The sequence below is a fragment of the Sphingomonas sp. P3_C6 genome, from assembly GCF_056402595.1.
Map to the genome: position 1 here is coordinate 1 of NZ_JBFUHB010000013.1, position 25,573 is coordinate 25,573.

16 protein-coding genes and 1 pseudogene are annotated in these 25,573 nt (G+C 66.0%); 13 read left to right on the forward strand and 4 right to left on the reverse strand.

The window, feature by feature from the left end; translation table 11 throughout:
- The 5 genes and pseudogenes from AC1DT7_RS13670 to AC1DT7_RS13690 all read left to right on the forward strand — a co-directional run.
- Positions 1–382 (forward strand): annotated as a pseudogene (locus tag AC1DT7_RS13670) (fumarylacetoacetate hydrolase); the annotation flags it as partial.
- A complete protein-coding gene (xylB, locus tag AC1DT7_RS13675; protein ID WP_478036570.1) occupies positions 379–1,194 on the forward strand; it encodes a D-xylose 1-dehydrogenase in 816 nt (271 codons plus the stop codon). The pseudogene AC1DT7_RS13670 and the gene xylB, both read left to right, overlap by 4 nt.
- A 1-nt stretch (position 1,195) precedes the next feature.
- Positions 1,196–2,080 carry an SMP-30/gluconolactonase/LRE family protein gene (locus AC1DT7_RS13680; RefSeq protein WP_478036688.1) on the forward strand — a complete coding sequence of 295 codons (885 nt, stop codon included), beginning with the start codon at positions 1,196–1,198 and terminating at the stop codon, positions 2,078–2,080.
- 37 nt (positions 2,081–2,117) lie between these two features.
- A complete protein-coding gene (locus tag AC1DT7_RS13685) occupies positions 2,118–3,524 on the forward strand; it encodes a sugar porter family MFS transporter (protein ID WP_478036571.1) in 1,407 nt (468 codons plus the stop codon).
- A 1-nt stretch (position 3,525) separates the two neighbouring features.
- A complete protein-coding gene (locus AC1DT7_RS13690; RefSeq protein ID WP_478036572.1) occupies positions 3,526–4,374 on the forward strand; it encodes an aldose 1-epimerase in 849 nt (282 codons plus the stop codon).
- A 716-nt stretch (positions 4,375–5,090) separates the two neighbouring features.
- Here AC1DT7_RS13690 and AC1DT7_RS13695 read toward each other — a convergent pair.
- The 4 genes from AC1DT7_RS13695 to AC1DT7_RS13710 all read right to left on the reverse strand — a co-directional run bounded on the left by AC1DT7_RS13695 (position 5,091) and on the right by AC1DT7_RS13710 (position 12,486).
- Positions 5,091–6,761 carry a glycoside hydrolase family 43 protein gene (locus AC1DT7_RS13695; protein ID WP_478036574.1) on the reverse strand — a complete coding sequence of 557 codons (1,671 nt, stop codon included), beginning with the start codon at positions 6,759–6,761 and terminating at the stop codon, positions 5,091–5,093.
- Positions 6,761–8,539 (reverse strand): IlvD/Edd family dehydratase, encoded by a 1,779-nt coding sequence (locus AC1DT7_RS13700; RefSeq protein ID WP_478036575.1) that lies wholly within the window; start codon positions 8,537–8,539, stop codon positions 6,761–6,763. The genes AC1DT7_RS13695 and AC1DT7_RS13700 overlap by 1 nt, the downstream gene beginning before the upstream one ends.
- A gap of 207 nt (positions 8,540–8,746) precedes the next feature.
- Complete coding sequence (locus AC1DT7_RS13705; protein WP_478036576.1) at positions 8,747–9,823, reverse strand: LacI family DNA-binding transcriptional regulator; 1,077 nt, start codon at positions 9,821–9,823, stop codon at positions 8,747–8,749.
- 509 nt (positions 9,824–10,332) lie between these two features.
- Positions 10,333–12,486, reverse strand: a complete 2,154-nt coding sequence (locus AC1DT7_RS13710; RefSeq protein ID WP_478036578.1) for an alpha-glucuronidase family glycosyl hydrolase — start codon at positions 12,484–12,486, stop codon at positions 10,333–10,335.
- Positions 12,487–12,636: 150 nt separating this feature from the next.
- Here AC1DT7_RS13710 and AC1DT7_RS13715 point away from each other — a divergent pair, with 150 nt between their 5' ends.
- From AC1DT7_RS13715 to AC1DT7_RS13750, 8 genes are all read left to right on the forward strand, one after another.
- A complete protein-coding gene (locus AC1DT7_RS13715; protein WP_478036579.1) occupies positions 12,637–15,042 on the forward strand; it encodes a glycoside hydrolase family 3 N-terminal domain-containing protein in 2,406 nt (801 codons plus the stop codon).
- Positions 15,039–17,408 carry a glycoside hydrolase family 3 N-terminal domain-containing protein gene (locus AC1DT7_RS13720; protein WP_478036580.1) on the forward strand — a complete coding sequence of 790 codons (2,370 nt, stop codon included), beginning with the start codon at positions 15,039–15,041 and terminating at the stop codon, positions 17,406–17,408. The genes AC1DT7_RS13715 and AC1DT7_RS13720 overlap by 4 nt, the downstream gene beginning before the upstream one ends.
- Before the next feature lie 13 nt (positions 17,409–17,421).
- Positions 17,422–18,633 carry a D-mannonate dehydratase ManD gene (gene manD / locus AC1DT7_RS13725; RefSeq protein ID WP_478036582.1) on the forward strand — a complete coding sequence of 404 codons (1,212 nt, stop codon included), beginning with the start codon at positions 17,422–17,424 and terminating at the stop codon, positions 18,631–18,633.
- 38 nt (positions 18,634–18,671) lie between these two features.
- A complete protein-coding gene (locus AC1DT7_RS13730; protein ID WP_478036584.1) occupies positions 18,672–20,018 on the forward strand; it encodes an MFS transporter in 1,347 nt (448 codons plus the stop codon).
- Entirely contained in the window at positions 20,015–21,427 is a 1,413-nt protein-coding gene (uxaC, locus tag AC1DT7_RS13735; protein ID WP_478036585.1) for a glucuronate isomerase, read from the forward strand. Before AC1DT7_RS13730 ends, uxaC begins: the two co-directional genes overlap by 4 nt.
- 106 nt (positions 21,428–21,533) lie before the next feature.
- Positions 21,534–22,997: a mannitol dehydrogenase family protein gene (locus AC1DT7_RS13740; protein WP_478036587.1), complete on the forward strand. Its 1,464-nt coding sequence runs from the start codon at positions 21,534–21,536 to the stop codon at positions 22,995–22,997.
- Positions 22,994–24,112 (forward strand): endo-1,4-beta-xylanase, encoded by a 1,119-nt coding sequence (locus tag AC1DT7_RS13745; RefSeq protein ID WP_478036588.1) that lies wholly within the window; start codon positions 22,994–22,996, stop codon positions 24,110–24,112. Before AC1DT7_RS13740 ends, AC1DT7_RS13745 begins: the two co-directional genes overlap by 4 nt.
- A gap of 106 nt (positions 24,113–24,218) precedes the next feature.
- Entirely contained in the window at positions 24,219–25,454 is a 1,236-nt protein-coding gene (locus tag AC1DT7_RS13750; RefSeq protein ID WP_478036589.1) for an SGNH/GDSL hydrolase family protein, read from the forward strand.
- Positions 25,455–25,573 lie beyond the last annotated feature (119 nt).

A 25,573-nucleotide genomic window follows, 5' to 3' on the forward strand; every position in this document is an offset into this window, starting at 1 on the left:
GGGCTTCACGCTCGACGACGTCCGCAATGCCGAGGTCGAACTGCTGATCGAAGGGCCCGAAGGCTATCGCCTGACCGGCATCAGCTCGATGAACCAGATCAGCCGCGATCCGGAAGCGCTGCTCAAGCACACGATGAGCGAGCATCAATATCCCGACGGCTTCGTGCTGTTCCTCGGCACGCTGTTCGCGCCGACCCAGGACCGCGACGTGCCCAAGCACGGCTTCACCCACAAGGTCGGCGACGTCGTCACCATCTCGACGCCGCGCATCGGCCGCCTGGTCAACCGCGTGACGACATCCAAGGCCGCGCCGCCCTGGCAATTCGGCATCGGGGACCTGATGCGCAATCTCGCCGGCCGGGGACTGCTGGCCACATCATGATCGACGATATTTTGGAGACTGAATCCGTGCTGCAGGCAAAAGCCGCTGGGGCAACCAGCGCAATCTATCCCAGCCTGGCCGACAAGCGAGTCATCGTGACCGGCGGCGGCAGCGGCATCGGCGAGGGGCTGGTCGAGGCATTCGTCGCGCAAGGGTCGCGCGTGGCCTTTATCGACATCGCCGATGGCGCGAGCCGCGCGGTGGTCGAGCGGCTGACACCCGACGCTGTGCACGCACCGCTGTTTCGTCACTGCGATATCACTGATATCGATGCGCTGAAGCGTGCGATGGCGGAGATGGAGCATGATCTTGGCGGCGTGGACATTCTCATCAACAATGCCGCCAATGACGATCGCCACACGATCGAGGAGGTCACGCCGGAATATTGGGACGAGCGCATGGCGGTGAACCTGCGCCATCAGTTCTTCGCCGCCCAGGCAGTGGTGCCGGCGATGAAGCGCGCCGGCCAGGGCGTGATCCTCAATTTCGGGTCCATCAGCTGGCACCTCGCGCTCGGCGAGCTCGTCCTCTACCAGACCGCCAAGGCCGCGATCGAGGGCCTGACGCGCAGTCTCGCGCGCGATCTCGGCCGCGAGAATATCCGGGTCAACACGATCGTCCCCGGCAACGTCCAGACGCCGCGCCAGGAAAAATGGTACACGCCGGAAGGCGAGGCGGAGATCGTTGGGGCGCAGTGCCTCAACGGCCGTATCCAGCCGGCCGACGTCGCCGCGCTGGTGCTGTTCCTCGCCTCGGACGATGCGAAGATGTGCACCGGCCATGATTATTTCGTCGACGCGGGCTGGCGCTGAAATGGTCGCCGGCGCGCCGTACCGGGTCGCGAGCGTCGGAGCGACGCTTGGCGAGGGGCCCGTCTGGGTAGGGCGCGAAAACGCGCTCTGGTTCGTCGACATCAAGGAAAAGCGGATTTACCGCTTCGATCCGGCCGATGGCGGCCTCAGGCACTGGGACGCGCCGTCGCAAATCGGCTGGGTCCTGCCCGAACAGGATGGCACTTTCATCGTCGGCATGCAGCGCGGCGTCGAGCGGTTCGATCCGGCGACTGGCGGCTTCACCCTGCTCCATGCGCCGGAGGCGCATCTGCCCGGCAACCGCCTCAACGATGCGACCACCGACGGGCGCGGCCGGATCCTGTTCGGCTCGATGGATGACGGTGAGGGGGATCTGACCGGGCGCCTCTATGCACTCGATGCGAACGGCGTAGCGGACACCGGCCTGCCGCCGGTGTCGATTACCAATGGCCCGGCCGTCTCGCCGGACGGCAAGACGCTCTATCACACCGACACGCTGGGCAGGATCATCCATGCGGTCGAGATCGACGACGATGGCAGCCTCGGTGCGATGCGCGTCTTCGCCACGATCGAGGAGGGCGCCGGCTATCCCGACGGCCCGGTGGTCGACAGCGAGGGCTGCATCTGGACCGGCATGTTCTTCGGCTGGGGCGTGCGCCGCTATGCGCCGGACGGCACCCTGCTCGAAACGGTGAAGCTGCCGGTGTCGAACGTCACCAAGATCGCGTTCGGTGGGCCCGACCTGAAGACCGCCTATGTCACCACCGCGCGCAAGGGGCTCGACGCCGCTGCGCTGGCGGCACAGCCAGAGGCGGGGGACCTGTTCGCCTTCGACGTCGAGGTACCGGGCCTGCCCGTGACCGAGGCCGTCGTCGCGGGTCGCTGAGCGTAGAACGAGAACAAGAACGGAGAGGGACAGCATAATGGCAACACCAGGCGCGGGGCGGGTCAATATCGCCTTCATCGCGCTGATCGTGGCGGTGGCTACGATCGGCGGTTTCATGTTCGGTTACGACAGCGGCGTGATCAACGGCACGCAGGAAGGACTTGAAAAGGCCTTCGACCTGTCGAAGCTCGGCACCGGCCTCAATGTCGGCGCGATCCTGATCGGCTGCGCCTTCGGTGCCTTCATCGCCGGCCGACTGGCCGACGTCATGGGCCGCCGCGCGGTGATGATGATCGCCGCCGTGCTATTCGTCATCAGCGCACTCGCTGCGGGTGCTGCAACCTCCTCGATCATGTTCATCCTGGCCCGCATCGTCGGCGGCCTTGGCGTCGGCGCCGCCAGCGTGCTCGCGCCCGTCTATATCAGCGAGGTCGTGCCCGCGAACATCCGCGGCCGGCTGTCGAGCATCCAGCAGGTCATGATCATCACCGGCCTGACCGGCGCCTTCTTCGCCAATTACGCGCTCGCGCATTCGGCCGGCGGCTCGACCCAGCATCTCTGGTTCGATTATCCGGCGTGGCGCTGGATGTTCTGGCTCCAGGTCATCCCGGCGCTGATCTATCTCTTCACGCTGCTGCTGATCCCGGAAAGCCCGCGCTATCTGGTGATGAAGGGCCGCGACGCAGAGGCGGAGACCGTGCTGACCAAGCTGTTCGGCTCGGATCATGCCCGTGCGAAGGTCGCCGAGATCCGCGGCAGCCTTGCCGTCGACCATCACCGCCCGAAATTCTCGGACCTGCTCGACAAGAGCGGCAAGGTCCGCCCGATCGTCTGGGCCGGCATCGGCCTCGCCGTGTTCCAGCAGTTCGTCGGCATCAACATCGTCTTCTATTACGGGTCGGTGCTCTGGCAGTCGGTCGGCTACAGCGAGAATGACGCGCTGATCATCAACATCATCTCAGGGCTGGTCTCGATCGGCGCCTGCCTGCTCACCATCTTCACCGTCGACCGGATCGGCCGCAAGCCGCTGCTGCTGATCGGCTCGCTCGGTATGGCGCTGACGCTCGGGCTGATGGCCTATTGCTTCTCGACCGCGACCACGGGCGCGACCGGGCTGCACATGGAACCGGGCATCGGCAAGCTCGCCTTCGCCAGCGCGCTCGCTTACTCGGCGCTGTTCAACCTCAGCTGGGGCCCGATCATGTGGGTCATGCTGGGCGAGATGTTCCCAAACCAGATCCGCGGGTCGGGCCTGGCCGTCGCCGGCTTCGCGCAATGGGGCGCGAACTTCCTGATCAGCGTCAGCTTCCCCTGGATGGCGGCGAATGCCGGTCTGCCGATCACCTATGGCTTGTACGCCGCCAGCGCGTTCATCTCGTTCTTCTTCGTGAAGGCATTGGTGAACGAGACCAAGGGCCGAGAGCTCGAGGCGATGGAAGGCTGAGATGGTGCAGCTTTCGGGCGCGGGGTGGGCGCTGACGCTCCTCCCCGCGCTTGGGGGCGCCATCGGCACCCTCAGATTCCAGGGCGAGGACATTCTCCGCCCGACGGTCGACGGCACGACCGATCCGCTGCACAGCGCCTGCTTCCCGCTCGTCCCCTATGCCAATCGCATCGCGGGCGGGCGGTTCTCCTTCGGCGGGCGCGACATGGCCCTGCCGCTCAATTTCGGCGATCACCCCAACACGCTGCACGGCTTCGGCTGGCAACGCCCCTGGGAGGTAGCGGAAGTCCGCCCCGACCGCGCCCGCCTCGCCCACACGCACAATGGCAGTGACGGTTGGCCATGGCGCTACCGGGCGGAACAGCTGTTCGAGCTGGACGAGCAGGGCCTGCGCCTCACGCTCACCCTCGCCAACAAGTCGCTCGAGTCGATGCCCGCCGGTATCGGGTTCCATCCCTATTTCACCTGCCCGCCGGGCACGCGCCTCCGCCTGAACGCCGACCGCGTCTGGCTCACCGACGCGGTCCAGATCCCGAACGATCCCGCCCCCGCCGACCATTTCGGCGACTGGGCCACCGGCGCGTCGATCGCCGAGGCCGGGTTCATCGACCACAGCTATGAAGGCTGGGACGGCACGGCCAGGCTCGACACGGGCAAGCACAAGGTGCGCCTCACCGCCGAAGGCGCGCGACACCTTCACCTGTTTCATCCGGATGGCGAAAGCTTCTGCTGCCTGGAGCCGGTGAGCCATCTGCCCGATACGTTCAACCGGGAGCACGGAGTCTTCGACATAGTTCCGCCGGGCGGGACGCTGGCGCTGGTCATGCGGATCGGGGTGGAACTGGGCTAGCTGCCCGGCCTGTGCATTGCGCCGGCGCTACACGCTCGAATCCGAGCAATCGGGTGCAGTCCGGTTGCGGCAGGTCCATGCCCGGCGATACAACAGATGTGCCAGCGACGGCATGGACTTTGAGACCTTTTACTTTTCCGTGTTGTCCGCATCTTGACGCTCCCCCGCGTGAACTATGCGACGTGTATTCCCATAAATGGGTACGGGGTGGGACGGTTATCTCATCCATTCAGGCTGATTTGGTGTCGCTCGCTTCCTGTTCTTTGATCTGCTGTCGGGCGCGCGTTTCGAAGGCGACCATTTCGGGCTTGCGCGTCCGCTGATTCACCGACCCTCGCGACCGGAATAGGACATTCGGCCCGGCGCGCGGGGTTGATGAATTCGAGGGTTTCGATGTGGCAATACAGATTTCTGGCCGCGACTATTCATCAGTAGGGCGCATACAAAAATCGATAGGGGTCGCAAAATTCGGGAAGTGCTTGCCCAGTCGGCACGTTGCGTCTGGTCGCGGATCGCTTCCTGCCGTTCCAACATCTGTACTGGCCTATACTTCGCGACCTGCGCAGGCCGATAATAGCGCCGCGATTCACCCCCTCTCGCAGGTGCCTCGCGAAATTCAGCGAATACTGCCCGCTTCGCTGCAGTCTTCAACACCATTACTTCGCGCGGTGGTACGGAGATATGGGACAGTGCCGTCGCCCATATGCCCCCGAATGCTAGCCGCCCGCGCGCGCGAACGGGCCGACCGTCGCCCCGATGAAGCCGCCCGCCGTCTTCGTGCTCAGGATCGTCGCATCCTGGTCCTTCGCCAGTACATGCCAGCGGCCGTCGGCGCCCGCATAAAGGAAGTCGCACAGATCGCCACGCAGCACGATGCGCAGCCGGACCTTCGTACCGGCATAAGGTGCCGAGGCGACCGTCACGCCATCGGCTGGGTCCTTCGGGCCGCTGCGCTTCTCGACCGCGATCACGCTGCCCGCGCTGGTACGGGCCAGCGTCAGGGCGTAGAAATAGGCGGTGTCCTGCACCACCGCGATTCCGGCGCGGTCGCCTTCCTGCTTCGCTGCGAAGTCGACCGCCGTTTCCGCCGTCGCCCAGCCATGCTGCAGTCGTCGGCCGAGGAACGCGGTCTGGCCCTTTCCGCCCAACGCGACCGGCTGCGCATCGATCGCCAGCGCGCCGCCGGACAGGCGACGCCAGCCCGTATCGGTCGCCCGGTTCTGCACCCAATAGGGCGCGATCTTCGTGCCGGCGAATTCGTCGCGCACATGGAAGGCGCCGCTATTCGGCACCGGTGCCGCCTTGCCGCGCGGCAAGGCGGGGCGCGCGTTGACATAGGGCACGGTCGCCCCCGCGGCGGTCACCTCGGGCCAGCCGTTCCGCCAGCGCACCGGCAGCAGGAAGGTCTCGCGCCCGGTGTTGTAATAGCCGCCCTTGTACGGCCGCGTGCCGAGGAATACGCTCCACCAGTCACCCTTCGGCGTCATCACGAAATCGGCATGGCCCGTCGAGGTGATCGGAAAGGGCCGTGCCGGGTCGAGCGTGCGCTGGGTCAGGATCGGATTGATCGGGCCGGGCTCGTAGGGGCCGGCGACCGATTTGCTGCGGAACACCACCTCGCTGTGGTTCTCGGCGGTGCCGCCCTCGGCCGCGATCAGATAGTACCAGCCGTCCTTGCGGAACAGGTGCGGGCCCTCGATCCAGATCGGTTTGTCGGCGATGCGAACGCCGCCGTTCACGATCACCCGACGTTCGCCGAACGGCTTCAGCGTCTTCGCATCGATACGCTGGATCCAGATCGCGCGGTGGCCGTCGTAGAGCGGCTTGCCCTCGGGCGGGCCGTTGTTGAGGATCCAGGCGGAACCGTCGGCATCGAAGAACAGCGACGGGTCGATGCCTTCGATGTCGTTCCAGTGCGGGTCGGACCATGGGCCGCCCGGCTGCCTGGCGGTCATTACGAAATTGCCGCCGCAATCGACGCAGGTTCCCGCGAGATAGAAGGTGCCCGCGCGGTAGCTCATGTCCGGCGCATAGATGCCGCGCGACATGCCGATCTGTTTGAAATCGACCTGGCCCGGCCGGTCGAGCGCATTGCCGATCTGGGTCCAGTTCACCAGGTCGCGGCTGTGGAATACCGGCAGGCCGGGGAAATAGGTGAAGCTCGAATTGACGAGGTAATAATCCTGGCCGACCCGCAGGATCGAGGGGTCGGGATAGAATCCCTGCAGGATCGGGTTGCGATACTCGTTCGGCCCGGCCTTCATCGCCTGGTCGACCGGGTCGTCGCCCGTATAGTCGAACCAGTCGAAGCGGGCGACCGGGGCCCCCGGTGCTGCCGCGGTGAGCAGCAGCGCAAGGGTTGCAGCGGCGAAGGCCTGAGCGCGCATCAATGGTTATGCCGCGGGGTCTTCGCGGCGATGCCGCGATATTTGACCGCCATCTCCAGCACAGCGCCGTCCTCGAGCTGCCCGGTCTTCTCCCGGTACAGCTCTTCCCAGGGCGTGTTGCTCGCCGGGAAGGCGGGGGCAGGGCCGCCCTTGCGGCGTGTGATCTCGGCCTCGTCGACCAGCACGTCGCAGCGTCCGGTGTTGAGGTCGATCCGGATCACGTCATTGGTGTGCAGCCAGGCGAGCCCGCCGCCGACCGCGCTTTCCGGCGAGGCGTTGAGGATCGAGGGGCTGTCCGACGTGCCCGACTGGCGCCCGTCGCCGAGCGTCGGCAGCCAAGCGATGCCGCGCTGGATCAGCGCGTCTGGCGGCTGCATGTTGACCACCTCGGCCGATCCCGGCCAGCCGATCGGGCCGGCGCCGCGGATGACCAGGATGCAATTCTCGTCGATCTCCAGCGCCGGGTCGTTGATGCGATGATGATAATCGTCCGACCCGTCGAACACGATCGCGCGGCCTTCGAACACGCCTTCCTTGCCGGGGTGACTGAGATAACGGTTGCGGAACTCCTCGGAGATCACGCTGGTCTTCATGATCGCGAAGTCGAACAGATTGCCGGAGAAGGCGAGGAAGCCCGCCTTTTCCTTCAGCGGATCGGCGAACGGCCGGATCACCTCGCGGTCGCGCGATTCCCGGCCCGCGATATTCTCGCCGATGCTGCGCCCGGTCACGGTCAGACAGTCGGCGTCGAGCACGCCGCCCTCGGCCAGTTCGTGCAGGATCGCCGGCACGCCGCCGGCGCGGTGGAAACGCTCGCCGAGGAAACGCCCGGCCGGCTGCACGTCGGCCAGCAGCGGCAGGTCATACCCATGCTCGGTCCAGTCGGACGGATGGAGTTCGACCCCGGCATGACGCGCCATCGCCATCAGATGCGGCTGCGCGTTGGAGGAGCCGCCGATCACCGTGATGGTGCGGATTGCGTTGAGGAACGCTTCGCGCGTGAGGATCTTGGAGGGGCGCAGGTCCTCATAGGCCATGTCGACGATGCGCCGGCCGGTCTCGTACGCGATCTGCCCGCGCTCGCGATAGGGTGCGGGAATTGCTGCGCACCCGGGCAGCGAGAGGCCCAGCGCCTCGGCGACCGCATTCATGGTCGAGGCGGTGCCCATCGTGTTGCAATGCCCGGCCGATGGCGCGCTGTCGGTCGCGCGGCGGAGGAACTCCTCCTCGTCGATCTCGCCAGCCGCCAGCTTGCGGCGCGACCGCCAGATGACGGTGCCCGATCCGACCAACTCGCCCTCATGCCAGCCGTCGAGCATCGGCCCGCCGGACAGCACGATCGAGGGAATGTCGACGGTCGAGGCGGCCATGATGCCCGACGGCGTGGTCTTGTCGCAGCCGGTGGTGATGACGACGGCGTCGATCGGATAGCCGTACAGGATCTCGACCAGGCCGAGATAGGCAAGGTTGCGATCGAGCGCCGCAGTCGGGCGGCGGCAATTCTCGAAGATCGGGTGAGTCGGGAATTCCATCGGAATGCCGCCCGCGTCGCGAATGCCCTCGCGCGTGCGCCGGGCGAGATCGACATGGATCCGATTGCACGGCGACAGGTCGCTGCCGGTCTGGGCGATGCCGATGATCGGCCGTCCGCTGCGCAGCTCGGCGGCGGTGATGCCGTAATTCATGAACCGTTCGAGATAGAGCGCGGTCATGTCCGACCGTTGCGGATCGGCGAACCAGTCCCGCGAACGGAATGGCTTTACGGGTTCACGCTGCACTGTGGCCTCTCCTGGTCGTCTCGAATGGTAACGCTAACGCAAACCGTCGTTAGTCTCAACATACGCCGCGCGCAAACGCTGTGGGGCGGCCGCTTCCCGTTGAGCGTCCCGGACGGAGTCGAAAGCCATTGGCTGGTCTCGCCGCAGGCTTCCCGACATGGTCTACCCGAGCCGGAATCTATACCATTTGGCCGGACCGGAGCGACTCTAAATCCGTGGCGGTGCCACTATCGGGCGACGGCGGGGGGCCGCGTCGGACTGGCGACGGACAAGCTGGAAATCGAGCTCGCGGTGCTGCGCGGGGTCGCTGTGACCGGCGCGGCGGCTGCGGATTTCCTTGACCAGCAGTTCCACGGCGGCGAGCGACATGTCGGTGATCGGCTGGTGGATCGTGGTCAGCTCGGGCCAGATGGTGGTGGCGAGCGCGGTATCGTCGAACCCGCAGACGGTGAGGTCGTTGGGCACGTCGAGCCCATGGCGATGCGCGACCGCGACGGTTGCCGCGGCCATGTCGTCATTGCTGGCGAAGATCGCCGAGGGCGGGTTGGGCACGTCGAGCAGTTGCTCGGCGACGTCGAGGCCCGAGCGATAGGTGAACAGCCCCTGCGCCACCAATGCCGGATCATAAGCCAGGCCGACCGCCTCCAGCGCATCGCGATATCCGGCGAGACGCCGTTCGCTCGCCGTCTGGTCGGGGTTGCCGATGATGAAACCGATGCGCTGATGGCCGAGCGCCGCGATATGCCGGGTCATCTCGAAGGCGGCGCGGTGATCGTCGATGCTGACCGCGGAAAAGCCAGGGGCAGGGTGACCGCTGGCAACCGTCACCGCGAGGCCCTTCGCCTGGCGCAGCACCTCCAGCAGCGGCAGGGAGTCGCACAGAGGCGGCGGCAGCACGATGCCTTCGATCCCGCTATCCAGCAGCCTTTTGGCCGCTTCCTCAGCCTGTCCCAGGCCGTCGCATTTCTCGACCACGATCTGGATATTGGCGCGGCTGGCATAATCGAGGCTGCCGACCAGGAACTCGCTGAGATAGGCTGCGCTGGGGTTGCTGTAGAGCAGCCCGATCCGAACCGGCGCCGCGCCCGCGAGGCTGCGCGCGGCCGGGTTGGGCGAATAGTTGAGCGCGGCGATCGCGGCGTTCACCACATCGCGCGTGGTGGGGCGGACATTGCCTTCGCCGTTCAGCACGCGCGACACGGTCATCGGGGACACGCCGGCCATTTGTGCGACATCGGTAATGGTCGCATTGGTGCGCTGTCGTCGGGAGGTCGGTCGGTTCAAATGGCCTGCTCCTCGGCGCGTTGGCTATGATGTTGCGGTACAGTCTGCGATGCATCCGTCAATCGGCGCGCGGGCTGTCGAAAGAAGAGGGGCCGTCGAAACAGGGGTGGCCGGCAAAAAGAGGGGCGGCCGGTCGTGCCGGCCGCCCTAGGGGAGATCGTCCGGCATGGGCAGCGAGGAGCGCCCATGCCGGCATTGGATGGCGGCGTGCGACCACAGCCGCCGCCATCCACATCAGAAATGCCCGTGCGGGCGAACCGGTGGGGCCGTTCCGGGCCCGGAAAACATGGTGGAGAGGTGTACCCCGACAACCGGCGCCGTGCATCGGCACATCATGGCAGTCGGCGACAGGTCCATTTTCATTCACCCCTCCAGCGGGCCTCTTCGTGCCCGTTCGCGATCCACCCCAAGGGATGGTAGCGATCACATGGGGTGGTATTCCTATGTTACGGACCTGTCAATCCTCCCGTATCGGCCGAAATATCCGTGTTTCCTTGGCGTGATAGCGCTTATCGGCCGGGCTCATACGGCCAGGAGACGGCTTCATACTCGGCCAGGGTCTTCGCCGGCGGTGCCTCGCCGGCAGGCAGCGGACGGCCCGACACGCTGGTCCAATAGGCGATGCTCGCATCCCGCCACCACTGCGCCTCGTGCTGCTGGATCGACAGGAAGGTGTCGGTCTTCGCGAACCGGTCCTGGTCGATATAGGGCGCGAGTGCCTTCCACGCGCTGTGCATGTCGGCAACCTCGTGCACGCCCAGCGAATATTTGCCGATCAGCTCTTCCCACAGCGGCTTGCCCGATGCCATCCGGTAATCCCAGGCGACATGGTGGAACCACAGCAGGTCGCGCTCCGGCGTGGTCTTCGGGTCGCCGAACTGCTTCGCCAGGATCGGGGCATATTGCGCAACGGCGTTGCTGCCGGTCTTCGTGCGGTCGTACCCGATGCCGGTCGCATCGGCCTTGTGATAATAGACCGGGTTCCATTCGGGGCGGGCGAGGTCCTTCACCCACAGGCCGGGGCCATAATGGTGGCTGGTCGCCATCAGATGGGCAAGGCCCAGCGGGGTCATGTAGTTCACCACTGCCTCGCGCGAGCTGGTCATGATATCGACCACCTTGGGCGTGACGGCCGGGTTAGGGCCGAAGGTCAGCTCCGACCATTCGCCGGCGACCTGCCTGGCGGAGGCCTCGGGATCCCAGGCCATGCGGCCATAGACGAACCAGTTGGCCTGGTTGAACGGCGATCCGCTCCAGTCGCGGTCGGTGCCGATATTGGCGACGCCGGCCATGCCGGTCAGCTTGTAATTGTCGAGGCCGCCCTCGATCACCTTGGCGACGGTCGATCCCTTGCCGTGCCTATAGGTGTCGGCCTGCAGCACTTCCTCGTAGAGCGGCCCGAGATAGACGAGGTGAGTCGCCATCCCGAGATATTCCTTGGTGACCTGGAACTCCATCATCAGCGGCGTCTTCGGCATCGCACCGAACAGCGGATGGAAGGGCTCGCGCGGCTGGAAATCGATCGCACCGTTCTTCACCTGGACGATGACATTGTCGGCGAACTGGCCGTCGAGCGGCTTGAAATCATCATAGGCCTGCTTGGCGCGGTCCTCCGGATTTTCGTGCTGATAGACGAAGGCGCGCCACATGATGATGCCGCCATGCGGCTTCACCGCCGCGGCGAGCATGTTGGCGCCCTCCGCATGGTTGCGCTTGTAATCCTGCGGGCCGGGCTGGCCTTCGGAGTTCGCCTTGACCAGGAATCCGCCGAAATCGGGGATGGCCTTATAGATCTCGTCGGCCTTTGCCTTCCACCAGGCGGCGACCTGCGGATCGAGCGGATCGGCAGTCTTGAGATGGTCGATCTCGATCGGCGCCGACCAGCGGGCCGAGAGATAGACCTTGATCCCATAGGGCCGGAACACATCGGCCAGCGCCGCCGCCTTGGCGATGTAAGGTGCGGTCAGGCTGTCCGCCTTGGCGTTGACGTTGTTGAGCACGGTGCCGTTGATGCCGATCGAGGCATTGGCACGGGCATAGTCGGTGTAGCGCGGGTCCTTGAAGTCGGGCAGCTTCCACCAGTCCCAGATCGATTGACCGGCATAGCCGCGCTCGACCGTACGATCGAGATTGTCCCAATGGTTGAGCAGACGCAGCTTGAGCTTCGGGCTGGAGGCGATGTCGATCCCGTCGAGCGGCAGGCCGCGCTGGATATGCTGGATCAGCGCGAAGCTGCCATAGAGCACGCCGATACCGCTATTGGCGGCGACCACGGTGACCTTCTTGCCGTCGATCATGGTGCTGCGGATGAGATAGCCTTCGGTGCCGAGCTTGCCGAGTGGCAGGTTCAGCGCCTGGATGCGGGGCTCGGTGCCGGTACCGAGCAGGATTGCGCCGGGCCGGAGGTCGCCGGTTGGCGTTGCGGTGCCGAGCATGCCGGAAAGGGCGCGATCGAGTTCCTCGGCTGCCTTGCGGATCGAAGGGTCGTTGCGGTTCGCATCGAACACCAGGCTTGTCGCCTGCGCCCGGTCGCGCGCCTGGGTGTCAGCCGGCAGGGGGCGATAACGGAGCCAGAGATCATAGCCGTCCTCGGCGCGTGCGATGCCGGGCATCGTGCCCAGCGTCAGAAACAATGCCGCACACCAGGCGATCAACCGACTCATGTCATTCCTCTCCAAACGCGCGCGCCACGGCCCTGCATTGGCCATCGGCGATTGACAGTCTTTGCCTGACTTAGCATGGTAGCGCTATCAGAAAAGAGGCGCTGGCGTGGTGTCGGCCAACGAATCAGCGCCATCGAGGGGGTAGCCGAAATGCCTGTTATCGCGCCGCGCACCATTCAACGCTCGCTGGCGATTCTGCTCGCCTGTGCCGCACCGATAGCGCTCGGCGGCGCTGCGCCTCCGCCGTCGGCGCCCGCCGAGGCGAAGCCGCTCTACAAGGATGCCGCGGCGCCCGTCACGGCACGCGTCGACGACCTTCTCAAGCGCATGACGCTGGAAGAAAAAGTCGGGCAGCTGCTCACGGTGTGGAACGCCAAGGCGCAGATGCTCGATGCCGGGAAGCGCATCGATCCGGCCAAGGTCGCCGCGCTGTTCCCCAACGGATTTGGCGGGTTTGCCCGGCCGTCCGACACACTCGGTGCCGGATCGCCCCGGGTCACGCCCGGCCATGACGTCAAGGGCACGATCGACGTGGTCAACACGCTGCAGTGTTACGCGCTGACGAAGACCCGGCTCGGCATCCCCATCCTCTTTCATGAAGAAGGCCTCCACGGCTATGCTGCGCGGGACGCGACAAGCTTCCCCGTGCCGATCGGTCTTGCGTCGAGCTGGGACCCGGACATGATCCGCCAGATCAATGTGATCACCGGGCGCGAGATCGCGGCCCGCGGCGTGACGCTCGCGCTGTCGCCGGTGGTGGACGTCGCGCGCGATCCGCGCTGGGGCCGGATCGAGGAGACGTTCGGCGAGGATCCCTATCTCGTCGGCGAGATGGGCGTCGCGGCGGTGCAGGGCCTGCAGGGCGTCGACAAGGCCGGGAAGCTCGCACCGGGCAAGGTGTTCGCGACGCTCAAGCATCTGACTGGCCATGGCCAGCCGGAAAGCGGAACGAATATCGGCCCGGCCCAGATCTCCGAGCGCGAGTTGCGCGAGAATTTCTTCCCGCCGTTCGAGCAGGCGATCAGCCGCGCCGCACCGGGCGCGGTGATGCCGAGTTACAACGAGATCGATGGCACGCCGAGCCATGCCAGCAAATGGCTGCTGCAGGACGTGCTGCGCGGCGAATGGGGTTTCACCGGCGCGATCACCAGCGATTATGACGCGATCGATCAGCTCCGGTCGATCCATCATATCGCGGCCGACCGGACCGAGGCCGCGCTGCTGGCGATCACCGCCGGCGTCGACAGCGACCTGCCAGAGGGCGACAGCTACAAGACGCTGGTGGACTCGGTGCGCGCCGGCAAGGTTTCCGAGGCACTGGTCGACACCGCCGTGCGGAAGATGCTCGAGATCAAGTTCCGTGCCGGGCTGTTCGAGCATCCCTATGCCGATGTCGCGGCGGCGCTGAAGATCACCAACAATGCGGAGGCGCGCGCGCTGGCGCGGACCGCGGCAGCGCGGTCGATGGTGTTGCTGAAGAATGACGGGGTTCTGCCGCTGGCGATGCCGGCTGCGGGCGCTGCGAAGCCGACCATCGCGGTGATCGGGCCGAGCGCTGCGGTCGCGCGGCTGGGCGGTTATTATGGCCAGCCGCCGGTCACGGTCTCGATCCTCGACGGTATCAGGGCGAAGCTCGGCGGTCGCGCGAACATCGTCACGTCGGTAGGCGTGAAGATCACCGAGAATGACGATTGGTGGGAGGACAAGGTCACGCTCGCCGATCCCGCGCAAAATGCGAAACGCATTGCGGCCGCGGTCGAGGCGGCGAGGGGCGCCGACACCATCGTGCTGGCGATCGGCGATACCGAGCAGACCAGCCGCGAGGGCTGGGCCGACAACCATCTCGGAGACAGGTCGAGCCTCGATCTAGTCGGCCAGCAACAGGATCTGTTCGATGCGCTGAAGGCTTTGGGCAAGCCGATCGTGGTTGTGATGATCAACGGCCGCCCGCTCGCGATCAACAAGATCGCGACTGAAGCCAATGCGGTGATCGAGGGCTGGTATCTCGGCGAACAGGGCGGCAACGCCGTGGCGGATGCGCTGTTCGGCGACGTCAATCCGGGCGGCAAGCTGCCCGTCACCATCGCCCGCTCGGTCGGACAGTTGCCGATGTTCTACAACTATAAGCCTTCGGCGCATCGTGGCTATCTGTTCAGTGAGGCGACGCCGCTTTTCCCGTTCGGCTTCGGGCTCAGCTACACCAGCTTCACGGTCGGCGCCCCGCAGCTTTCGGCGACCACGATCCGCCCGGACGGGCAGGTCGAGGTGAAGGTCGATGTCGCCAATACCGGCAAGCGCACCGGCGACGAAGTGGTGCAGGTCTATGTTCGTGACACGGTGAGCTCGGTGACGCGGCCGGTGAAGGAGCTGAAGGCGTTCCGGCGCGTGACCTTGCAGCCGGGCGAGGCGAAGACGCTGAGCTTCACCCTCGATCGTCGTGCGTTCCAGATGTGGAATCTCGACATGAAGCGTGTGGTCGAGCCGGGCCAGTTCGAGATCATGGCCGGAGCGAGCTCGGTCGACCTCAAGTCCGCGACCCTGACCGTCGTTCAATGATCGGACGGCGTCGCCTCCTGGGCTGGCTGTCCACGGCCAGCGTCGCGGCACTCATGCCGGGCGCCGCGTTCGCGCGCGCCGCGACGCCGCTCTACAAGGACGCGCGGGCGCCGATCGTCGATCGCGTGAAGGATCTGCTCGGGCGGATGACGCTCGAGGAGAAGGTCGCGCAGATGATCGCGCTTTGGGCGACCAAGGCAGAGATCATGAATGGCCTGGCCTTCGACCCGGCCAGGGCGAGCGCCGCCTATCCCAACGGTATCGGCCAGATCAGCCGGCCTTCGGACAAGCGCGGCGGGCCAGGTATCGTCAACACCGAAGGCGGCACCGGTGCGCGCTGGCGGACGCCGGCTGACAATATCGCGTTCAACAATGCGGTGCAGCATTGGGCACTGGAAAAGACCCGCCTCGGTATCCCCGTGCTGTTCCATGAGGAGGCGCTACACGGCTTCATGGCGACCGAGGCGACCAGCTTTCCCCAGGCGATCGCGCTGGCGGGCAGCTTCGACACGGGGCTGGTTCGCCGGGTGAACGCCGTGATCGCGCGCGAGGCGCGGGCGCGGGGCGTGCCTTATGTGCTGTCGCCGGTCGTGGATATCGCGCGCGACCCGCGCTGGGGGCGCATCGAAGAGACCTTCGGTGAGGACCCCTATCTCTGCGGCGAGATGGGCGTCGCCGCGGTCGAGGGGTTGCAGGGTGCCGGCAAGGGCGAAAAGCTGGCCGCGGACAAGGTCTTTGCCACGCTCAAGCACATGACCGGGCATGGCCAGCCGCAATCGGGCATCAATGTCGGCCCTGCCCAGATTTCCCAGCGCGAACTGCGCGAGAATTTCTTCCCGCCCTTCCGCGAAGTGGTGGAGCGCACCGCGATCGGCGCGGTGATGCCGAGCTATAACGAGATCGACGGCGTGCCGAGCCACGCCAACAAATGGCTGCTGCACGATGTGCTGCGCGGCGAATGGGGTTTCGATGGTGTGGTCGCCAGCGACTATGGCGCGGTCGAGGAGCTCGACCGGATTCATCATGTCGCGGCCGACAAGGCCGATGCCGCGCGGCGGGCTCTGGCGGCGGGCGTCGATTGCGAGCTCCCCGACGGGATCGCCTATCGCACCTTGGTCGACGAAGTGCGCGCGGGACGGGTGAGCAAAACGGCGGTGGATACCGCCGCAGCGCGGATGCTCACCTTCAAGTTCCGCGCTGGCCTGTTCGAGAATCCTTATGGCGATGTGAAGCTCGCCACGCAGATCACCGGCAATGCCGAAGCACGTGCTCTGGCGCTGGAGGCTGCGCGCAAGAGCATATGCCTGCTCAAGAATGACGGCACGCTGCCGCTCAGGGCCGGCGCACAGAAGATAGCGGTGATCGGCCCCAATGCGGCCGTCGCCCGGCTCGGCGGCTATTCGAGCGTGCCGCAGCAGAAGATCAGCCTGCTCGACGGCCTGAAGGCGAAGCTTGGGGGTGACGTGATCCACGCCCAGGGCGCCTTCATCACCACCAGCGACGATCCGAGCCAGAACGAGGTGGCGCTCGCCGATCCGGCAAAGAACCGTGCGCTGATCGCCGAAGCCGTGGAAGCAGCCAGGGCAGCCGATGTGATCCTGCTCGCGGTCGGCGACAATGAACTGACCAGCCGGGAGGGTTTCGCGAAGAACCATCTCGGCGACCGCACCGGGGTGGACTTGCTCGGCGAACAGAATGCGCTGTTCGAGGCGTTGCACGCGCTGGGCAAGCCCGTCGTGGTCGTCGCGATCCATGGCCGCCCGGCAAGCTGGCCGATGGTTGCGACGAAAGCCAACGCGATCCTCGATTGCTGGTATATGGGCCAGGAGGGCGGCACCGCGATGACGGAAGCGCTGTTCGGCGGCATCAATCCAGGCGCGAAGCTGCCCGTCACGGTGATCCGCGATGCCGGCCAGATCCCGTTCTTCTACAACCACAAGCCAAGCGCGCGGCGCGGCTATCTGTTCGACGATGCGACGCCACTTTTCCCGTTCGGACATGGGCTGAGCTACACCAGCTTCACGGTCGGGGCGCCGGCACTGTCAGCGGCGAGCATCGCACCGGACGGCAACGTCACCGTGTCGGTCGAGGTCGCGAACAGCGGCACTCTCTCAGGGGATGAGGTGGTGCAGCTCTATATCCGCCATCTAGACGCGTCGGTCACCCAGCCGGTGATGGCGCTGAAGGGGTTCGAGCGGGTAACGCTCAAGCCGGGCGAGCGGAAAATTGTCCATTTCACGCTTGGGCCGAAGGCATTTCGCATCTGGAACGTCGCGATGAAGGAAGTCGTCGAGATGGGCCGGGTGGAAATCATGGCGGGGAACAGCTCCGCCAAACTGCAATCCGCGATCCTCACGATCGCCTGAAACTGGAAGTACCATGCCGAAGATCACCAATGCGCGCGTCATCGTCACCTGCCCGGGGCGCAATTTCGTCACGCTGAAGATCGAGACCGACGAGGGTGTCTATGGCCTTGGCGACGCGACCCTGAACGGCCGTGAGCTGAGCGTTGCGAGCTATCTCCAGGATCATGTCGTGCCGTGCCTGATCGGGCGCGATGCGCACCGGATCGAGGATGTGTGGCAGTTCCTCTACAAGGGTGCGTATTGGCGCCGCGGTCCTGTCACCATGTCGGCGATCGCTGCGGTCGACACCGCGCTGTGGGACATCAAGGGCAAGATCGCCGGCCTTCCGGTCTATCAGCTGCTCGGCGGTGCGAGCCGCGAGGGCGTGATGGTCTATGGCCATGCCAACGGCAAGACGATCGAGGAGACGATCGACAACGCGCTGCATTATCAGTCGCTCGGCTACAAGGCGATCCGGCTCCAGTCCGGGGTGCCCGGCCTTGCCTCGACCTATGGCGTATCGAAGGACCGCTATTTCTACGAGCCGGCCGATGCCGACCTGCCGACCGAGAATGTCTGGTCGAGCGAGAAATATCTCCGCTCGGTGCCGCCCTTGTTCGAGAAGGCGCGCGAAGCACTGGGCTGGGACGTCCACCTTCTGCACGACATCCACCATCGCCTGACCCCGATCGAGGCGGGCCGGCTCGGCAAGGATCTGGAGCAGTATCGCCCCTTCTGGCTCGAAGATGCGACGCCGGCCGAGAACCAGGCGAACTTCCGCCTGATCCGCCAGCACACCACCAGCCCGCTTGCGGTGGGCGAGATCTTCAACTCGATCTGGGACTGCAAGCAGCTGATCGAGGAACAACTGATCGACTATATCCGCGCTACCGTGGTCCATGCCGGCGGCATCACCCATCTGCGCCGGATCGCGAGCTTTGCCGACATGCACAATGTGCGCACCGGCTGCCACGGCGCGACCGATCTGTCGCCGGTGTGCATGGCCGCCGCGCTGCACTTCGACCTGTCGGTGCCGAACTTCGGCGTGCAGGAATATATGCGCCACACCGAGGAGACCGACGCGGTCTTCCCGCATGCCTACAGCTTCGCCGACGGCCTGATGCATCCGGGCGACAAGCCCGGCCTCGGCGTCGACCTCGATGAGGAACTGGCCGCCAAGTACGAATATAAGCGCGCCTATCTGCCGGTGAACCGCCTCGAAGACGGCACCATGACCAACTGGTGACCGCCCGATCATGAGAGGCCGCCAGTGAGGGGATTAGAATGAACGCGACCGTCAGCGCAGAGGCGCCGATCCTGCCCAAGCCATCGGGCAAGGTCCGCTGGATCGTCTGCGGGCTGCTCTTCGCGGCGGTCGTGCTCAGCTATATCGACCGGCTCGTCCTGTCGGTGCTGAAGCCCGATCTCGCCGCGCAATATCACTGGTCGGAGGGCGGCTATGCCGATCTCGCGGTCGCGTTCCAGCTCACCTACGGCGTGGCCTATGTGATCTTCGGTCGGCTGGTCGACCGCGTCGGGGCGAAGATCGGCTATGCCATCGCTGTCACCTTGTGGACGATCGGGCACGTCTCGCACATCTTCTTCACCACCACGACCGGCATGATGATCGCACGGCTGACGCTTGCGTTCGGCGAGGCGGGCACCTTCCCCTCGGCGCTCGCCGCCGCGAACGAATGGTTCCCCAAGCGGGAACGCGCGTTCGCGATCGGCATCTTCAACGCCGGTTCCAATATCGGCGCGATCGTCACGCCCCTGCTCGTGCCGATCATCACCATCGCGTTCGGCTGGCGCTGGGCGTTCATCCTGACCGGCCTGCTGACGGTGATCTGGCTGGCCGCCTGGCTCGGCTTCTACAACCGCCCGTCACAGCATCCTCGCGTCTCGCCGCAGGAACTGGCCTTCATCGAATCCGACCCGGCCCAGCCCGAGCAAATCCGCATCAAGCGCGGCTTCGTCGAAGGCGTGGTTGCGCTCGTGCAGGATTACCGCGCGCTGTTCCGCCATCGCCAGACCTGGGCCTATATGGCCGGGCGCTTTCTGATCGACCCGGTCTGGTGGACCTTCCTGTTCTGGCTGCCCGACTTCTTCAACAAGCAATATCATGTGAAGATGCTCGACTTCGGGCCGCCGCTGGTAATGATCTATCTGATCGCCGATGTCGGCTCGGTCGCCGGCGGCTGGATCTCGTCGCGGCTGATCGGCAAGGGCTACACCATCAACCGCTCGCGCAAGACGGCGATGTTCCTGATGGCGCTGTGCGCGTTGCCGATCGCGTTCGCCACCTCGGCACCGAACATGTGGGTTGCCGCCGGCCTGATCGGCCTGGCCTGTGCCGGGCATCAGGGTTTCTCGGCCAATGTCTATACCATCCCGGGCGATCTCTTCCCGCGCTGGCGGGCCGGATCGGTGATCGGGCTGGGCGGCCTCGCCGGCGCGATCGGCGGCGCCTTGATGGCGAAATATGCCGGCTATATCCTGGAAACCGTCGGCAGCTTTCAGCCGATCTTCATTCTCGCGGCGTGCTCCTATCTGCTCGCGCTGCTCGTCGTCCATCTGATCGTGCCGCGCTGGGAGCCGGCCGTTCTCGCGCATAACGAAGGCAATCAATGACCAAGCTGACGCTTCACCCCGACCGCCTGTTCCCCGCCGAGGGTCGCACACGCGACATCGCGCGCGCGTTGTACACCGGTGTCAAAGATCTGCCGATCATCTCCCCGCACGGCCACACTGATCCATCCTGGTTCGCTTATGATCAGCCCTTTGCCGATCCGGCGCAGCTGCTGATCGTGCCGGATCACTATGTCTTTCGCATGCTCTACAGCCAGGGGGTGCCGCTGGAGAAGCTTGGCGTGCCGACCGAGGACGGCAGCCCGACCGCGACCGATGGCCGCGCGATCTGGAAGATCTTCGCCGAGAACTACCATCTTTTCCGCGGCACGCCGTCGTCGATGTGGCTCGACTGGGTGTTCGCGGAATGCTTCGGCCTCGACGTTCGGCTGGAGGCCTCGACCGCCGATCATTATTACGATGCGATCGATGCAGCACTGAAGACGCCGGCGTTCCGTCCACGCGCCTTGTTCGAACGCTTCGGCATCGAGGCGATCGCGACGACCGAGAGCCCCCTCGATCCGCTCGACCATCACCGCGCGATCCGCGAGAGCGGCTGGGGCGGTCGGGTGATGACCGCCTATCGCCCCGACCCGGTGATGGACCCGGAGGCGGCCGGTTTCCTCGGCAACATAGCCCGCTTCGGTGAGACGGCGGGAGAGGATATCGCGACCTTTGCGAGCTATCTGCGCGCGCACCAGTTTCACCGGGCGCGCTTCCGCGAGGCGGGGGCGACCTCGACCGATCACGGCCACCCAAGCGCCTTCACCGCCAACCTGCCCGCCGCCGAGGCCGAGGCGCTGTACCAGAAGGTCCGCGCCGGCACCGCAAGCGCTGCCGAGGCCGAGCTGTTCCGCGGCCAGATGCTGACCGAGATGGCACGCATGTCGATCGAGGACGGCATGGTAATGCAGCTTCATCCCGGCGCGTTCCGCAGCCACAATCCCGGCGTGCTGGCGCGGTTCGGCCGCGACAAGGGTGCCGATATCCCGCTGCCCAGCGAGTTCGTCCACAATCTCAAGCCGCTGCTCGACGCCTATGGCAATGATCCGCGTCTGACGCTGATCCTCTTCACGCTCGACGAGGATACGTACAGCCGCGAGCTCGCACCACTTGCCGGCCACTATCCGTCGCTGCGCCTCGGTCCGCCTTGGTGGTTCCATGACAGCCCGGAGGGCATGCGCCGCTTCCGCCAGCGCGCGACCGAGACGGCCGGCTTCTACAATACGGTAGGCTTCAACGACGACACCCGCGCTTTTCTCTCGATCCCCGCGCGCCACGATGTCGCGCGGCGGATGGACTGCACCTTCCTGGCCCAGCTTGTCGCGGAGCATCGGCTTGAAGAGGAGGAGGCGCATCAGGTCGCGAAGGCATTGGCCTATGATCTGGCGAAGGCGGCGTACAAGCTGTGAGAAACTACTCTTCGCCCCATATTTCTTCTGCTTCCCCGGCGAAGGCCGGGGCCCAGTCGAGGGACCGACGTAACTGGATCCCGGCCTTCGCCGGGAAAGGGAAATAATGGAACGCCTTTCTAACGAAACGATCGGCGCTCTTCCCGTGGGCGTCGCCACGCCGATCTATGATCGCTTCGCGGTCAAGAACGGCGTCGTCCATCTCGGCATCGGCGCCTTTCACCGCGCGCACCAGGCCGTGGTGTTCGAAGCCGCGCTCGAATCCGGCGACATGCGCTGGGGCATCACCGGCGCATCGCTGCGCTCGGCGGGCGTGCGCGACGAGATGAACCCGCAGGACGGGCTCTACACCGTCGTCACGCGTGACGGGTCGGGCGACACCCCCAAGGTGATCGGTGCCGTCCGTGAAGTGCTGGTCGCACCGGAAAATCCCGAGGCGCTGGTCGAGCGGCTGGCCGATCCGCACGTCCATATCGTCACGCTCACAGTGACCGAGAAGGGTTACAAGCTCGATCCGGCGACCGGTGCGCTGCTGGCCAATGATCCGGATGTCGCGGCCGACTGCGCCGATCTCACTGCGCCGAAGACCGCGCCGGGTTTCCTCGTGGCGGCGCTTTCCGCGCGGCGCGATCTGGGGTTGCCGCCCTTTACCGCCATCTCGTGCGACAATCTGCCCCACAATGGCCGGCGGCTGGAACAGGCGGTGCTCGCCATCGCCCGTGCGCACAGTGCGGCGCTCGCCGAATGGATCGAAGCGGAAGGTGCCTTCCCCGAGACGATGGTCGATCGCATCGTGCCCGCCACGACACCGGCCGATATCGCCGGGCTAGAGGCATCGCTCGGCCTGAGCGACCAGGCGATGGTCAAGGCCGAACCGTTCCTCCAATGGGTGATCGAGGATCGCTTCTGCGGCCCGCGTCCTGCCTTCGAGACGCTGGGCGTGCAGATCACCGCCTCGGTCGCGCCGTGGGAAGAGGCCAAGCTGCGCATGCTCAACGGCGCGCATTCGGGCATCGCCTATCTCGGCGGATTGGCCGGCATCGATTTCGTGCACGAGGTGGTCGCGATTCCGGCCTTTGTCCGGTTCGTCGAGACCCTGTGGGACGAGGCGGAAGAAACGCTGTCGCCGCCGCCGGGGCTCGATGTCGCTGCCTATCGCGCTGCGCTGATGGAACGCTTCGCCAATCCAGCGCTCCAGCATCGCACGCGCCAGATCGCGATGGACGGGTCGCAGAAGCTGCCACAGCGCCTGCTTGCGCCGATCGTGGCACGGCGGGCCAAGGGGCTCGATGTCGATGCGCTGGCGCTGGCGGTGGCGGCGTGGATGCTCTGGCAGCGCGCGCGGGACGATTCCGGCGCGGCTCATGTCGTCGATGATCCCCTGGCCGCCGTGACCGCGGCGCGGCTCGACGGCGTGACCGATCCCGCGGCGCAGGTCGCGGCATTGCTGTCGATCGACGCGATCTTCCCGCCCACGCTGGCCGACGACACGGCCTTTCGCGCGGCGCTGGTGCGGCATCTGGCCTCGCTCACCGCCAACGGCGCGCGTGCTACCGTGGAGGCCCTGTGACCGAAGTGACGCGGCGTGCGGTGATGGGCGCCGGTGCGGCGGTTGCCGCCCTGCTCGTTCCCGGAACGGCGCTCGCCGCGTCGCCAGGGCTCGACACGATCGGCAAGGCGCGGGGCATCCGCTTCGGCACCTGCCTTGGCGGTGCCGGCTTTCGCGATGCCCGCTACCGTGCGCTGATCGCCGCGCAATGCGGGCTGATCGTGCCGGAGAACGAGCTGAAGTGGCAGGCGGTGCGGCCCGACGCGAAGAGCTTCGATTTCCGCGCCGCCGACGCGCTGATCGCCTGGGCGAAGTCGGTCGGGCTCGGCGTGCGCGGCCACACGCTGCTCTGGCAGAAGACCGAGCGCTATCCGAAATGGTTGGTCGAGCATGATTTCGGCACCAATCCTCGCGCCGAGGCGGCACGCCTGCTGACCGATCACGTCTCGACCGTCGCCGGCCGTTACGCGGGCGTGCTGCCGAGCTTCGACGTCGTCAACGAGGCAGTCGACGAGAAGACCGGCGGCCTGCGCGAGACGGTGCTGACGACCCCGCTCGGCGCGGAGAATGTCATCGACATCGCCTTTCGCACCGCCCGTGCGGCGGCGCCGGCGATGCAGCTCGTCTATAACGACTATATGAGCTGGGAGCCGGGCAACGAGCTTCACCGCAGCGGCGTGCTCAAATTGCTCGAGGCGTTGAAGAAGCGCGGCACGCCCGTCGATGCGCTGGGCATCCAGTCCCATATCGGCGCGCCAGGCGGCGCCAAGGGCGCGCCGTTCGGTGCGCGCGACGAGAAGGCTTGGCGCAGCTTTCTCGATGACGTGACCGGCATGGGGCTGAAGCTGGTCGTCACCGAGATGGACGTGAACGATAAGCTGCTGCCCACCGACATCGCGACCCGCGACCGTGCCGTGGCGGATTATGCCAGGGCCTTTCTCGAATCCCTGCTCGCTTATCCGCAGCTCGATACGATCCTGTTCTGGGGGCTCGCCGACAAATATAGCTGGCTGCAGGGCCTTACGCCGCGTCCCGACGGGCTGGCCAAGCGCTGCTCGCCCTATGGCATGGCCTATGAGCCCAAGCCGATCCGCGAGGCGGTTGCGGCTGCCCTGAGTGCAGCGCCGGCACGATGATCAAGCAGTTCCTTCCCCTTGTGTCCACGCGAAGCCGGGGACCCAGTCTGGGCTCCCGCCTTCGCGGGAGCACAATGGCGGCGGACGACGGGAGGGGAGATTTCCGATGAGCATCTTCACGCGCACGATCGCTGCATCCCTATTGTGCCTGGCGGTAGCCGGCTCGGCCGCGCCGCCCCCGCCCGGCCACTGGGTGCGGAGCTGGGCCGCGTCGCAGCAGATTCCCGAGCCGAACAACGCGCTGCCCGATGCCGATCTGAAGGACGCGACCCTGCGTCAGGTCGTGCGGGTCAGCGCCGGCGGGTCGCAGATCAGGGTGGTGCTTTCCAACGCCTTCGGCACTGACCCTCTCCGCATCGATTCGGCGCATGTCGCGCTGTCGGCGGGAAGCGCCACCTCGAAGATCGACACGGCGACTGACCGGACGCTGACCTTCGATGGCGTGTCCGAGGTGATCATCCCGGCCGGCGCCAGCTATCTGTCCGATCCGGTGGTGCTACGCGTGCCGGCCCTGGCCAGCCTGGCGATCACGCTGCATCTGCCCGAGGCACCCGCGCGCCAGACCGGCCATCCCGGCTCGCGTGCGACCTCCTATGTCCTGCACGGCAACAAGGTGGCCGAGGCGGAGCTGACCGGCGCGAAGACGGTCGATCACTGGTATCAGATTGCCGGTGTCGAAGTGATGGCGCGGGCCGGCGCCCGAGCGATCGTGACGCTGGGGGACTCGATCACCGATGGCAATGGCTCGACCACCAACGGCAATGATCGCTGGCCCGATCGCCTGGCCGACCGGCTTCAGGCCTTGTCGGCGACGCGCGACATTACCGTCCTCAACCATGGCATAGGCGGCGGGCGGCTGCTGCTCGACGGGCTCGGCCCCAATGCGCTCGCCCGTTTCGACCGCGACGTGCTGGCGCAGGCCGGGGTGCGGTACCTGATCGTGCTGGAGGGCGTGAACGATCTCGGCACCTTCACCCGCGAGGCGCCGCAGAGCGCGGAGGCGCATGCGGCACTCGTCCGGCGGATCACCGGCGCCTATCGCCAGATCGTCGCACGCGCGCGGGCGGGCGGCATCAAGGCCATCGGCGGGACGATCCTGCCTTATGGCGGCAATGACTATTACCACCCCGATGCGCAGAACGAGGCCGATCGCCAGGCGATCAACGCCTGGATCCGTACCCCCGGCAATTTCGACGCTGTGGTGGATTTCGATGCGGTGATGCGCGATCCAAACGACCGGATGCGCCTGCGTCCCGATCTCGACAAGGGCGATCACCTTCACCCGAGCGTCGCGGGCCACCGTGCGATGGGGGACGCGGTGCCGCTGGAACTGTTTAAATGAGGGGGATCGAACAAGGGCTTTGACACCGCGACACCGGCCACGGCAAAGGCTTGCCGCGCTGACGATCCGGATCGCGGCACAGATTTCATAGGCAAAAGGCGATTTTGGGCTTCTGCCCC